The sequence below is a fragment of the Halobacillus halophilus genome, assembly GCF_020171985.1.
GTDB lineage: Bacteria > Bacillota > Bacilli > Bacillales > Halobacillaceae > Halobacillus > Halobacillus halophilus_A.
Genome location: NZ_JAIVAL010000001.1, coordinates 366,603 through 379,312, shown reverse-complemented (window position 1 = coordinate 379,312; position 12,710 = coordinate 366,603). Strand labels below are relative to the sequence as shown.

Annotated in this window: 14 protein-coding genes and 1 pseudogene; all 15 read left to right on the top strand. The window is 41.1% G+C overall.

Going from position 1 to position 12,710, the window contains the following annotated elements; genetic code table 11:
• The first annotated feature begins 64 nt into the window (after nt 1-64).
• Complete coding sequence (gene ndk, locus LCM11_RS01920) at nt 65-511, top strand: nucleoside-diphosphate kinase (RefSeq protein WP_224892594.1); 447 nt, start codon at nt 65-67, stop codon at nt 509-511.
• Nucleotides 512-654: 143 nt separating this feature from the next.
• A complete protein-coding gene (locus LCM11_RS01915; protein WP_412098120.1) occupies nt 655-1,029 on the top strand; it encodes a CheR family methyltransferase in 375 nt (124 codons plus the stop codon).
• A gap of 64 nt (nt 1,030-1,093) precedes the next feature.
• Nucleotides 1,094-2,260: a chorismate synthase gene (aroC, locus tag LCM11_RS01910; RefSeq protein ID WP_224892593.1), complete on the top strand. Its 1,167-nt coding sequence runs from the start codon at nt 1,094-1,096 to the stop codon at nt 2,258-2,260.
• Nucleotides 2,261-3,340 carry a 3-dehydroquinate synthase gene (gene aroB / locus LCM11_RS01905; RefSeq protein ID WP_224892592.1) on the top strand — a complete coding sequence of 360 codons (1,080 nt, stop codon included), beginning with the start codon at nt 2,261-2,263 and terminating at the stop codon, nt 3,338-3,340.
• Nucleotides 3,337-3,699 carry a chorismate mutase gene (aroH, locus tag LCM11_RS01900; protein WP_224892591.1) on the top strand — a complete coding sequence of 121 codons (363 nt, stop codon included), beginning with the start codon at nt 3,337-3,339 and terminating at the stop codon, nt 3,697-3,699. Before aroB ends, aroH begins: the two co-directional genes overlap by 4 nt.
• A 15-nt stretch (nt 3,700-3,714) precedes the next feature.
• Nucleotides 3,715-4,809: a histidinol-phosphate transaminase gene (hisC, locus tag LCM11_RS01895; RefSeq protein ID WP_224892590.1), complete on the top strand. Its 1,095-nt coding sequence runs from the start codon at nt 3,715-3,717 to the stop codon at nt 4,807-4,809.
• Nucleotides 4,809-5,909, top strand: a complete 1,101-nt coding sequence (locus LCM11_RS01890; protein ID WP_224892589.1) for a prephenate dehydrogenase — start codon at nt 4,809-4,811, stop codon at nt 5,907-5,909. Before hisC ends, LCM11_RS01890 begins: the two co-directional genes overlap by 1 nt.
• A 12-nt stretch (nt 5,910-5,921) precedes the next feature.
• Complete coding sequence (gene aroA, locus LCM11_RS01885; RefSeq protein ID WP_224892588.1) at nt 5,922-7,211, top strand: 3-phosphoshikimate 1-carboxyvinyltransferase; 1,290 nt, start codon at nt 5,922-5,924, stop codon at nt 7,209-7,211.
• A gap of 65 nt (nt 7,212-7,276) precedes the next feature.
• Nucleotides 7,277-8,149 carry a hypothetical protein gene (locus LCM11_RS01880; protein ID WP_224892587.1) on the top strand — a complete coding sequence of 291 codons (873 nt, stop codon included), beginning with the start codon at nt 7,277-7,279 and terminating at the stop codon, nt 8,147-8,149.
• An 18-nt stretch (nt 8,150-8,167) separates the two neighbouring features.
• Nucleotides 8,168-9,424, top strand: coding sequence for a tetratricopeptide repeat protein (locus LCM11_RS01875; protein WP_224892586.1), 1,257 nt, complete (start codon nt 8,168-8,170; stop codon nt 9,422-9,424).
• A gap of 30 nt (nt 9,425-9,454) precedes the next feature.
• Entirely contained in the window at nt 9,455-10,015 is a 561-nt protein-coding gene (locus LCM11_RS01870) for a ReoY family proteolytic degradation factor (RefSeq protein ID WP_224892585.1), read from the top strand.
• A gap of 96 nt (nt 10,016-10,111) precedes the next feature.
• Nucleotides 10,112-10,567 carry a YpiF family protein gene (locus LCM11_RS01865; protein WP_224892584.1) on the top strand — a complete coding sequence of 152 codons (456 nt, stop codon included), beginning with the start codon at nt 10,112-10,114 and terminating at the stop codon, nt 10,565-10,567.
• A 130-nt stretch (nt 10,568-10,697) separates the two neighbouring features.
• Nucleotides 10,698-11,204 (top strand): ubiquinol-cytochrome c reductase iron-sulfur subunit, encoded by a 507-nt coding sequence (locus tag LCM11_RS01860; protein ID WP_224892583.1) that lies wholly within the window; start codon nt 10,698-10,700, stop codon nt 11,202-11,204.
• Between the two features lie 3 nt (nt 11,205-11,207).
• Nucleotides 11,208-11,882 carry a menaquinol-cytochrome c reductase cytochrome b subunit gene (qcrB, locus tag LCM11_RS01855; RefSeq protein ID WP_014643505.1) on the top strand — a complete coding sequence of 225 codons (675 nt, stop codon included), beginning with the start codon at nt 11,208-11,210 and terminating at the stop codon, nt 11,880-11,882.
• A gap of 28 nt (nt 11,883-11,910) precedes the next feature.
• Nucleotides 11,911-12,666 (top strand): annotated as a pseudogene (locus LCM11_RS01850) (c-type cytochrome); the annotation flags it as partial.
• Nucleotides 12,667-12,710 lie beyond the last annotated feature (44 nt).

The following is a 12,710-nucleotide window of genomic DNA, read 5'->3' as shown; positions in this document are numbered from 1 at the left end:
ATAGAATTTGCTATGGCACTTATTAAAAGCGCTTTCACACTATACATAAACTGAGGTGGATGACATGGAAAAGACTTTTTTAATGGTTAAGCCTGATGGAGTTCAACGTAATTTAATTGGTGAAATTACTTCAAGATTTGAAAAAAAAGGGTACAAATTAGCGGGTGCTAAACTCATGGTTATTTCAAATTCTTTGGCAGAGGAACATTATGGCGAACATAAAGATAAACCTTTCTTTAGTGAACTGGTAGAATTTATCACTTCTGGCCCTGTATTCGCTATGGTGTGGGAAGGGGAGAATGTAATTGCCGGGGCTCGTCAGATGATGGGGGCTACTAAACCCTCCGATGCTGCACCAGGAACGATCCGCGGAGACTTCGGAGTAACCGTGGGCAAAAACGTCATTCATGGTTCCGATTCAGCTGATAGTGCTAAAAGGGAACTCGAGCTGTTCTTCAATTCTGATGAAATTTTAAATTACCAAAAAGATAACTTAAACTGGGTTTACTGAGTACAAATCCTTTCGAAAACCGCCTTTATGAAGGCGGTTTTTTTAGTGTGTTAACTTACGATGGGATTATCGTTTACACAGCATAAGGGTTCAGCTACTCTAGTATAGTAAAGATCTGTAAAGATAAGGAGCCGACTTTATGATTGAGGATTACAGAGAATTTGTCCAACTTTTACATAAAGGATATAAGAAACTGTGTGACCTTTAAGAAACACAAATTGTTGGCAGATCTTTTCATACCTTCTTGTGAGCTTATTGTTAGCAGAGATGTGTTAATCTACTTTACAGAGGAAGCTAAGCATCGTGTTTACGATAATTTCAGACGCTCCCTTAAAAATGGAGGAGTATTTTTGGTGGGTAGCACCGAACAAATATTTTCACCGCGAAAATATCAACTAGAAGTTTTCGATTCTTTTTTTATAAGAAAACGGATTTCGAATATAGGTAAGCGCTTCCAAAGTCTTTTTATAAAAAATTCGAACAATTTTGCGACACAAACGTTTATGCGTATGATATAGTAGTACGTAAAATTTATTGCTGAGAATATCTCAGTTCACTATACGATCAGGAGGGATGTTATCCATGCGTTATTTAACAGCAGGTGAATCTCATGGTAAGCAGTTGACAACAATTATAGAAGGGGTACCTTCCCATCTACCTTTACTAAGCGAACAGATAAATGAATCTTTAATTAGACGGCAAGGTGGGTATGGCCGTGGTAAAAGAATGCAGATTGAGAAAGACTTAGTAGAGATTACGAGCGGGGTGCGACATGGTTATACCATGGGTTCACCTATAACTTTGGTTGTCCACAACGACGATTTTAAACACTGGACTGATATCATGGGAGAAGATCCACTTCCTGAAGATGCGAATATTCGTAGAAAAGTAACGAAACCAAGACCAGGCCACGCTGATTTAAATGGCGGAATGAAGTATGGTCACCGTGATATGCGAAATGTTTTAGAGCGTTCTTCCGCGCGAGAGACGGCTGCCAGAGTTGGGGCAGGAGCTGTAGCTAAAGTATTGCTAAGCGAGCTCGGAATTGAAGTAGCTGGATACGTGCGGGAAATTGCAGGCATCGTAAGTGATGTAGATGAAAGTCTGTCGTTAAAGGAACGACGTGAAATATCCGAGAACTCGCCTGTGCGTACTTTTGATGAGGACGCAGCTGAAAAGATGAAAAAAGCTATCGATGACGCTAAAAAGGATGGAGATACAATTGGAGGGGTCACCGAAGTTTATGTAGAAGGTATGCCTCCTGGACTTGGGTCTTATGTTCAGTACGACCGTAAGCTGGATGCTAGAATTGCCGGCAGTGTTATGAGCATTAATGCGTATAAAGGGGTAGAATTCGGAATAGGTTTCGAAGCAGCCCGTCGAAACGGCAGTGACGTTCATGATGAGATTCTCTGGAGTGAAGAACGAGGTTATTACAGACGTACAAACCGTCTTGGAGGATTCGAGGGAGGTATGACCACAGGCATGCCAATAGTGGTTAAAGGGGTTATGAAGCCTATCCCTACTCTTTATAAGCCGCTTCAAAGTGTGGATATTGATACTAAAGAGCCATTTAACGCAAGTATTGAACGTTCTGATTCCTGTGCTGTTCCTGCAGCTTCCGTTGTTATGGAGCACATTGTAGCTTTTGAATTGGCTAAGGCTATTACAGAAGAATTTCCATCTGACTATTTCCCAAGGTTAAAACGTGCTGTTGATGATTATCGTAAGGAAGTCAGGGAGTTTTAAATGAGCTCTTTGACAATTCATGCAAGCTCTCATGAGTACGAGGTCATTATAGAAGAAGGAATTCGTCACAAACTGCTAAATTATATAGCAAGTGGTTATCGGAAAGTATTAGTGATCACAGATGACAAAGTTTCGAATATCTATTTGGATGATGTAATCCGTGGACTAGGAAAAGATTTTGATGTTGAGACTTCTATCGTTCCATCTGGAGAATCATCTAAGAGTATGGGGCAGTATGAGCGATTGCTGGATGCGTGTGTAGAAGCTCAGCTTGACCGTCACTCCTTAATTCTTGCGTTAGGAGGAGGTATGGTTGGAGATCTTGCTGGGTTTGTAGCTTCTACTTATTTAAGAGGTATTGATTTCATTCAAATGCCTACGACAATTTTGGCACATGACAGCAGCGTTGGAGGAAAGGTCGCGATCAACCATCTTAAAGGCAAAAATCTGATAGGAAGTTTTTATAATCCTGTAAAGGTCATTTATGATACTGAAACATTGTTTACGCTCCCGGCAGAAGAGATCCGTTCAGGGTATGGAGAAGTTATAAAACACGCTTTTCTTAGCAGCGAAGAGTGGTGTAGTAATCTGCTTCAAATTTCGTTGGACAAGATATCTAGTGAACAGATAAAGGATGACCTGATAAAGGGGATTAAGGTCAAGGCAGCAATTGTAGAAAGTGATGAGCGTGAAAAGGGAATACGAAGGTATCTAAACCTGGGCCACACTCTGGCACATGCAATAGAGTCTGAGCTTGGCTACGGAAGAATCACCCATGGAGAGGCAGTTGGAATTGGGTTATGGTTCGCCCTACGTGTTAGTGAAAGGAAACTGAACGCATCCCTCTCAGTGGATCGCTATCGTGAATGGCTGAAGTCCAATCATTATCCTTTGGATATCTTTAAGGACTTAGATATGGAGATGTTGTTTAAACGAATGAAGTGGGATAAAAAAACAGTACATCAGAAAATTAATTATGTTTTGTTGAATCAGATTGGAACTCCGTGTGTTGTCGAATTAAGCGACCAGGAAATACGAACAGACTTGAATCTATTTATTAAAGAGGTGAGAGCCACATGATCCGAGGTATCAGAGGGGCTACTACAGTGTCAGTAAATAGATCAGAAGAGATCATAGACAAATCTGTAGAACTAATGCACGATCTTATTCGTCAGAATCAAATTCAGCCAGAGCAGGTTGTATCTGTTTATTTCACAGTTACAGAGGATTTGAACGATGGCTTCCCAGCCAAATCCCTGAGACAACTTGAGGGATGGACTTATGTCCCCGTTATGTGTATGAGAGAAATTCCCGTCCCCGGGAGTTTACCTAAGTGCATTCGAGTAATGGTAACGGCTGAAACTGATGCAGCACAGCATCATATTAAGCATATTTACCATTATGAAGCTAAACAGTTACGACCGGATTTAAAGAGTTGAGAGGAGCATTCCTGTATGAAAGCTAAAGACATTTTAAAAGATATGAAGCCTTACAAACCAGGAAAAGGAATAGAAGAAGTAAAAAAAGAATATGGACTTGAGCGAATTGTTAAGCTAGCTTCTAACGAAAACCCGTTTGGATTTTCTCCTAAGGTGAAACAAGAACTACCTGAATTAATCGCTGACTTAGAAATTTATCCCGATGGATATGCATCGGCAGTGAGAAGAAAAGTAGCTGAATTTATTAATGTGAATGATAATCAGCTTATTTTTGGAAATGGATCTGATGAAGTTGTACAAATTATATGTCGCACGTTTTTAGAGCCGGGAGCTAATACGATTATGGCTACACCTACCTTTCCTCAATATAGGCACAATGCTTTAATAGAAGGAGCTGAAGTGAGAGAGGTCCCATTAGTAGACGGTCATCATGACCTTGACGAAATGCTAAGGCAGATCGATGCTCAAACCAGGGTGCTGTGGATTTGTACGCCTAATAATCCTACTGGGGTACATATTGAACGTGAAAAGCTTAAATCAGTAATGGAAGCATGCCCCGACCACGTTTTAGTAGTTCTGGACGAAGCTTATTACGAGTATTTAGAAACAGATGACTACTTTGATGCTCTAGCAGCATTAGACAACTATACGAACCTTATTGTCCTGCGCACATTTTCAAAAGCTTATGGCTTGGCGGGACTTCGAATCGGATATGGAGTGGGAGACCCCGACGTGATTCGTATGCTGGAGCCTTCGCGTGAGCCGTTTAATACGACAACCGTTTCTCAGGCTGCTGCCATTCTTGCTTTGGACGATCAGCAATTCTTACAGATGTCACTGGAAGAGAATAAGAAAAATAAAAAAGGACTCATGAAGTTCTGTGATGAGAATGGCTTATCGTATTATGATTCACAAGCCAATTTTCTACTTATTCATCTTCCATTCAGCGGAGACGAAATGTTTCAGCATTTGCTAACAAAAGGTTTTATTGTGCGTTCAGGGGAAGCTCTGGGACTTCCTAATACGATACGTCTGACGATCGGCCGTTCAGAGGATATGGCCGTGATCCAGGAAGAAATGAAACAGAAACTAGTTTCAGGAGTAAAGTAATGAAGCAGACAGTATTGATCGTAGGCTTAGGCCTGATTGGCGGCTCTCTTGCAATGAACGTTTCGAAAAAAGAAAACGTCCATGTAATTGGTATTGACCAGGATCCTGAAACGATAAGTATGGCAAAGAAGCAGGGAGTTATCCATAGTGACTCTGATGACTTTAACTCTGCTGTGAAACAGGCAGATGTTTGTGTTCTGGCTACTCCTATTTCCGTAACCATTCAATATTTAAATCAATTAGAATCCATCGAGCTTTCTAAGCCCCTACTGGTAACGGATGTATCCTCTGTAAAAAACAATGTACTTGAAGCGGCAAATAACTTAAATCATTCCAAAGTATCTTTTGTAGGTGGCCACCCAATGGCAGGTTCTCATAAACAGGGATATACTGCGGCTAAACCTCATCTATTTGAAAATGCTATATATGTGCTTACTCCTTCGCTTCACGCATCTGTACATGAAGCAGAAATGTTGAAAGAATTGTTCTCTGAAACGCAAGCGAGGTTCCTGACCTTTTCCACAAAAGAGCATGATGAGATGACAGCGGTAATATCTCATTTTCCTCATCTAATTGCTTCTTCACTGGTGCATCAGGCAAAACAATGGCAGGAAACTCATCCTTATATTGAACAACTGGCAGCAGGAGGATTTAAAGACATTACTAGGATTGCTTCTAGCAACCCTAAACTCTGGCAGGATATCTTTTTCCAAAACCGTAATTTGCTAATTTCTATGCTTGATGATTGGATAAAGGAAATGGATAAGGTAAAAACCTTTTTGCAAGATAAAGAGAGTGAACAAACATATAAGTATCTTTTAGACGCTAAGCATTACCGCGACGATCTGCCTGTAAGAGACAGAGGCGCGATCCCGGCCTTTTATGATATTTATGTGGATATTCATGACCAGCCCGGTGCGATCTACCATGTGATAGGTTTACTAGCCGATGAGGAAATTAGTATTAAAAACATTCAGATCCTGGAAATTCGTGAAGGGATTACAGGAGTGCTTCGAATTAGTTTCGCTGCGAGTGACGAGCAATGGAAAAGTAAAAAAGTGCTTGAAGCCCATCAATATGAAGTGATGATACAACAATAAGGGGTGTGTAACATGTCAGCCATAGAGTTAGGTCCTCCAACTAATAGTTTGAAAGGTAGTCTCACTGTTCCTGGGGATAAATCTATTTCCCATAGAGCGGTAATATTTTCATCATTGAGCCAAGGCGTATCACAAATCACGAATTTTTTAACAGGCGAAGATTGCATGCGGACGGTGGAGGCTTTTAGACAGCTTGGTGTTCAAATAGAGCAGACCGAGGACGAGTTAACCGTATATGGGAAAGGGATTTCACACTTGAAAGAAGCTGAATTACCAGTAAACTTTGGAAACTCTGGTACTACAGCCCGATTGATGAGTGGGGTGTTAGCTGGCCTTCCGCTATTTACTTCAGTATATGGAGACCCGTCCTTATCTAGGCGTCCTATGGATCGTGTAGTCCACCCATTGCGTGAAATGGGTGCGTATATTGCCGGACGTAAGAATGCCTCTGTGCTGCCTCTTGCATTTGAGGGTACTAAATTAAAAGGCACTACGCATCATTTACAAGTAAAAAGCGCTCAAGTCAAATCAGCTCTTCTACTAGCCGGAATGCTTGCAGAAGGAAGAACGACTGTGATGGAACTTGGAATAACAAGAAATCATACCGAGATGCTGATGTCTCAATTTGGAATTAATATCAATGTAGAAGGTTCTAAAATTACTATTGAGGGAGGTCAACAGCCTACAGCTTCTAATCTTAGAGTACCTGGGGACATTTCTTCGGCGGCATTTTTTATCGTCGCCGCTGCCATATGCTCAAACAGCTCGATTACAATAAGAGACGTTGGGCTTAATTCGACTAGAGATGGAATAATTCAGGTTATGAAGCATATGGGAGCTTCTGTAGACGCTAACATACATTCTTATGTCGGTGATGAACCTGTCGGTGATATTCAAATTAAGTCTTCCCCTCTGAAAGGTGTCAACATAGAAGGGGAAATGATCCCGAATTTAATTGATGAAATTCCGATCGTTGCCCTGGCAGCTACACAGGCAGAAGGGACTACTGTTATAAAAGATGCCCGTGAATTGAGGTTTAAAGAAACCGATCGAATTGCAGCAGTCGTGAATAATTTAAGAGCTATCGGGGCTCATGTAGAACCGCAGGAAGATGGAATGATTATCCATGGTCCGACTCCTCTAAGAGGCGGAAAAGTCGATTCATTTGGGGACCATAGAATCGGCATGATGGGCGCGATCGCATCCCTTGTTTGTGATGCTCCCGTAACGATTGAGGATAAAGAGTGTATTAATATTTCATACCCGACTTTTTTTGACCATTTAAATCAGCTGACCAATTAAATAGTTTTCATAGTTTTCAGTAAGCTCTCATACGATATAAAAAGCCTGATGGAGGTTTGAATCGTATGGGAGCTTATTGGTTTAGTACTTATGTAGAGAAAGAGGATGGGGGAGAGGTAGAGGAACGGCTGGTTGATGGAGAGAGGTTCGTTCGTAATCCCTCAGGTAGCAAACCTTATGTTCACATGAATATGGATGGTTTCTATGTAACACCTGGGTATGTCATGCTTGATAACTTTGAGCCAATTTCCTTTAGTTCTACTCCCGAAGAAACAGCTGGTAATTACATAAAAAGAGGGTGTTCACTACTTCTTATTCAACACCTAGTGACTAGCATACGCCACTATCGTCAGCTTTATGACGAATATTTAAATAAATTATCCGGAATTCCAGTAAACTATATGGTGGTTCCAGTCATAAATGCTAAGCTTATAAAAGCTGAGATGGTCCGATTTTTTGCTAGAAAAGGATGCCCCTTTTTATGTATTGAAGTGGATTTGATCAATGACTTGAAAAATGTATCCTGGGAATGGCTGGTCCAGGCTCAGGCGTACAAGGGAATTCCACTGACTATCCGTGTCAAAGATTCTGCAAATACGTCGAACAACTATTCAGAATTATGGTCTTCAGTTAGTAAGCAGTATGGTATCATTAAGTTATCAGAGTTACAGGATGATGATGTAGTTTCGTTTCAGAATCTAAAGGATAGTGGGATTTTTCCTAGTCGCGGTCGTTTAGCAGCAGGTGGGCAGGCTGATTATAATTTGTTTTGGAAAACTCAACATTCTTTGATTGATGAACAGGAAAAATTCGTTTATCATAACCCTGTTCCAAATGTAACGATTATAGATGGGCAGGTTAAACAAGTCAATCAAACCTTGGTTGACCGTAAACCAGGCACACATATTCAAGTGAAACTTCACAAGCATTTTGTTTAACAGAGAAAGGATGTCATCATGGAGGAAATACAAAAAGCAATTCGTCAGATGGAAGCCCATAAGACGGAAGATGCAATAGAAACTCTTACACAATATTTACCACATGCGGATGAAGAAGAGCGCTTTACCATTGCAGAACTCTACATTCAGTGGGGGATGATGGATGAAGCGAAGATGGTTCTTCAGGAACTGATTCAACGCTATCCAAAAGAGCAGGAATTGAAAGTAATGATGGCAGAAATTCATATTGATTTAGGCGAAGATGATGAAGCGATAGAACTGTTAAATCAATTCGGTCCTGAAGATGAAGATTATCTGCAGGTACTCGTTCAATTAGCTGATTTATACCAGGCACAGGGATTATACGAAGTAGCTGAGCAGAAGTTATTAACTGCTAAGCAAGTAGAACCTAATTCAGCCATTATTGACTTTGCTCTAGGCGAACTGGCTTTTTCAAACGGTGAGTACTCTAAATGTGTTCCTTATTACGAGAACGCTATGCACCACCAACCCGTTATAGGAGATATAGAAGTAGCCACGCGTTTAGCAGAAGCATATGCAGCCAATGGTGAATTTGAGCAATCTCTCGAATACTACCAAAACGTGGAAGAAGAGAATCCAGATGTAATGTTCCGCTATGGCTTTGTGGCTTTTCAAGCAAATCGTAATGATATAGCCATTAAGGTCTGGGAACAATTGATTGAGAAAGATCCTTATTTTCATTCGGTTTATTCTCAGCTGGCTCAGGCTTATGATTCGGAAGGTATGCCGCAGGAAGCCCTGGATATGGCTAAGAAAGGCTTAGCAAAAGATGAGTTTAATAAAGAACTCTATCATCTGGCCGGTACGTTAACTCATAAACAAGGAAACAAAGACGAGGGTTACAGGCTGATGAGGGAAGCTGTAGCACTTGATCCAGGCTATAAAGAAGCGGTTTTATTTCTGATAGAAAACTTTAAAGAAGATGCTGACTATGAAGCGGTTATTGAACTGATTAACCAGTTGATCTCTCTTGGAGAGGAAGACCCCAATTATCTATGGGAACTTGCCCAGGCTTATGAAGAGGAAGAACAGTTTAAAGAAGCTTACGAGCAATATAAGCAAGCTTACCCATCATTAAAAGAAGATACGGAATTCTTGAAAGCCTATGGATACTTCCTGGTTGAAGAAGGCCGTATGAAGGAAGGACAGGAAGTATTTAGAGAATATTTAGCAATTGACCCCGCGGATACTGAAATTGAAGACTTTTTGGCGAGGCTTATGGAACAAGAATGATTTGAATAATGAGGCGCGGGAGGGGCGCATATGCAAACACCTATATCTGTTGATGAAAAAAAAGATTTTGTCCGGTGGTTTCTAAATCATTATCAATTAAAGAAACGTGAAAGTGTATGGATCCTTAATTATTTAATGAATCATGAATCCTTACTTTCCAGTGTTCATTTTGTCCAGGAAGTGAAGTTCTGTCCTAGAGGTATGGAGATAAGTGCTCAAGGTGTATCCGACCCCCCATTTCGGTTTTATAAAGGGCAAGTTATGACTAATGATGCAGAGAAGTCGTTCCACGATTTGAGGATGAATCAAGACGAGCCTGTTTATATTCAAATGAATTTTGATAATGCTCAGCAAAGTTCGAAATATGCTCTTGTATTAGAGGAGAACCCTTATCTTCCTAAAGATTATTATTTGAATGAACGCGATAAAAACGAAGCGGAACGCTTGCTATCATTAAGTCTTCTTAAACACAGACAGAAAGAGCTGGAAGGGAAAATTGATGCTGCTTTGATTGACGGCGAACGAGATAAATTTAAAGAATTGTGTAATGAATTAAGCAGTCTCAAGCAGGATTTAAATACCTTCTTATAATATGGCACTAGTCAGGAGCATTTTTTATCGCTCCTGACTTTTATTTTTTCGACAATCTAGTACAATAGAGAGAAGAAAGGCAGGAGATGATAGCCCGTGAGATGGAAAGAGAATGATATTAAACAATACTTACCTGAGAAAGAATATATTGATACGTTGTTAATTCCACTGATTCCTTTTGACCCTGCTTCTGACCAAATGATGGGGAAACAAGCGTTTCAAAAGGAAATCAATCAGATTTTTACAAGTCTGATTGAAAAAGAATATAGGGGACGAATATTTTTAGCTCCAGAGTATTATTACATAAGCGGAGCGGCAGAGACAGAAGTATCACGAGTGAACAGCTGGATCAATCAGTTTAAAAAGCAGCCATTTATGCATGTGTTTCTTTTCACTTTTGATGCCAAATGGAAAAAACATGAGGATGAACTCACGGGTAAATTGTTGTGGGTTCCAGCAATCCAGAGTGGGAATATCCAATCTACAGAGACGCAATCATTCGTGAAAGAACAAGCTGGTCAAATTAGTGAACTTATCCAGGCATACTGGTAATAGAAAAGTTACGACAAGCCTTGATAATTTATTGACCGCGCCTTGAGATTGCGCTATCATGGTAATGTCCTAGTAAACTGTGTGTAAAATATCCATGTCATATGGATTACAGCATAGAGGGGGGAAAAGAATGAGCGATAAAAAACGAGTATCCCGTCGTCAATTTTTGAACTACACACTGACTGGTGTAGGCGGCTTCATGGCAGCCGGAATGCTTGCACCAATGGTTCGGTTCGCAATTGATCCAGTATTGCAAACCAAAGAAGGCGGAGAAATGCACTCCGTTGCATCTGTTGATGAGATTACTAATGAACCAACAAGGGTGGAATGGACCATTGACCAGGTTGATGGTTGGTATGAATCAGAGGTTCAGAAAACAGCTTGGGTGTACAGGAATGAAAAAGATGAGATTGTGGCACTTTCTCCGATCTGTACCCATTTGGGCTGTACGGTAGACTGGGCGTCTAACGAGGAATACCCAAACCAATTCTACTGTCCATGTCACGGTGGACGTTATACCAAGGATGGGGTGAACGTTAAAGGAACACCTCCAACGGCGCCACTTCCAGTGTATGAACACAAAGTTGAAGAAGGCATGCTTTACCTTGGAGAAGCACAATCTAGAAAGGGGGCGTAACTCATGCTGCAAAGACTTTATGACTGGGTGGACGAGCGTGTAGATATTACACCATTGTGGCGTGATATCGCCGACCATGAGGTTCCAGAGCATGTCAACCCAGCCCATCACTTTTCAGCTTTTGTTTATTGTTTTGGGGGACTGACTTTTTTCATTACAGTCATTCAAATTTTGTCAGGGATGTTCCTGACCATGTATTATGTACCAGATATTGAGAATGCATGGAAATCCGTTTACTATTTACAAAGAGAGGTAGCATACGGTCAAATCGTTCGCGGCATGCACCACTGGGGAGCGAGTCTTGTTATCGTAATGTTATTCTTACATACGTTACGGGTATTCTTCCAAGGCGCATACAAGAAACCTCGAGAGCTAAACTGGGTAATCGGAGTTCTGTTATTCTTCGTTATGCTTGGTCTTGGTTTCACAGGATACCTGCTTCCATGGGATAACAAAGCATATTTCGCTACTCAGGTAGGTCTTGAGATAGCCGCTGCAACACCATTTATAGGAGATGCGATACGAACGTTACTTGCGGGTGATCCATCGATCGTTGGGGCACAAACCCTTACACGTTTCTTTGCGATCCACGTTTTCTTCTTGCCGGCCGCTTTGTTCGGATTAATGGCCTTTCACTTTATCTTAATCCGTAAACAAGGAATTTCCGGTCCACTATAAAATGTAAGTTAAAAAAGGAGGGAAAGCTGTGCATAGGGGAAAAGGGATGAAGTTCGTCGGTGACTCTAGAATTACCGCCGAATCTAAAGCCAATTTACCAAAAGACTACTCAGAGTATCCGGGCCGTACTGAAGCGTTCTGGCCTAACTTCCTTCTTAAGGAATGGCTCGTAGGTTCCGTGTTTCTAATCGGTTTCCTTATTCTGACTGCTGCTCATCCGTCACCTTTAGAGCAACAGGCAGATCCCACCAACGCAGGTTATATTCCATTGCCTGACTGGTATTTCTTATTTTTATACCAATTTTTGAAATATGAATTTGCGGGTGGAGAGTTTATTGTACTGGGTGCAATTGTTATGCCAGGACTGGCATTTGGAGCTTTATTACTTGCTCCGTTTCTAGATAGAGGTCCCGAACGTCGTCCACATAAAAGGCCGATTGCCGTTGGATTAATGCTCCTTGGATTTGTTGCTACTTTCTGGCTGACATACGAATCTGTTCAACACGCTGACTATGAAACACGTGCTGAAAAATACGGGGTTAATGTTGAAGCTGTAGAATCAGAAATCGATAAATCAGGCGAAGGTTATGCTTTATATGAAGCGAACTGTTTAAGCTGTCATGGTGACTCATTGCAGGGCCAAGGAAATTATCCATCTTTAATTGATTCTGAAAAATCTGTAGATGAAATTAAGGATATTGCTGTAAATGGAATCGGGCAGATGCCTGCAGGTATCTTTGGTGGCTCTGATGAAGAATTGCAAGTATTAGCTGAATATATTGCTAACGCCGGCTCAGGCGGAGGCGAAGGTTCAGGAGAAGGTTCTTC

What these genes read in the sequence shown, in the direction of transcription:
- ndk (WP_224892594.1), top strand. Translation starts at nt 65, where the DNA reads ATGGAAAAGACTTTTTTAATGGTTAAGCCTGATGGAGTTCAACGTAAT.
- LCM11_RS01875 (WP_224892586.1), top strand. Translation starts at nt 8,168, where the DNA reads ATGGAGGAAATACAAAAAGCAATTCGTCAGATGGAAGCCCATAAGACG.
- aroA (WP_224892588.1), top strand. Translation starts at nt 5,922, where the DNA reads ATGTCAGCCATAGAGTTAGGTCCTCCAACTAATAGTTTGAAAGGTAGT.
- aroB (WP_224892592.1), top strand. Translation starts at nt 2,261, where the DNA reads ATGAGCTCTTTGACAATTCATGCAAGCTCTCATGAGTACGAGGTCATT.
- hisC (WP_224892590.1), top strand. Translation starts at nt 3,715, where the DNA reads ATGAAAGCTAAAGACATTTTAAAAGATATGAAGCCTTACAAACCAGGA.
- qcrB (WP_014643505.1), top strand. Translation starts at nt 11,208, where the DNA reads ATGCTGCAAAGACTTTATGACTGGGTGGACGAGCGTGTAGATATTACA.
- LCM11_RS01860 (WP_224892583.1), top strand. Translation starts at nt 10,698, where the DNA reads ATGAGCGATAAAAAACGAGTATCCCGTCGTCAATTTTTGAACTACACA.
- LCM11_RS01890 (WP_224892589.1), top strand. Translation starts at nt 4,809, where the DNA reads ATGAAGCAGACAGTATTGATCGTAGGCTTAGGCCTGATTGGCGGCTCT.
- LCM11_RS01880 (WP_224892587.1), top strand. Translation starts at nt 7,277, where the DNA reads ATGGGAGCTTATTGGTTTAGTACTTATGTAGAGAAAGAGGATGGGGGA.
- aroH (WP_224892591.1), top strand. Translation starts at nt 3,337, where the DNA reads ATGATCCGAGGTATCAGAGGGGCTACTACAGTGTCAGTAAATAGATCA.
- LCM11_RS01870 (WP_224892585.1), top strand. Translation starts at nt 9,455, where the DNA reads ATGCAAACACCTATATCTGTTGATGAAAAAAAAGATTTTGTCCGGTGG.
- aroC (WP_224892593.1), top strand. Translation starts at nt 1,094, where the DNA reads ATGCGTTATTTAACAGCAGGTGAATCTCATGGTAAGCAGTTGACAACA.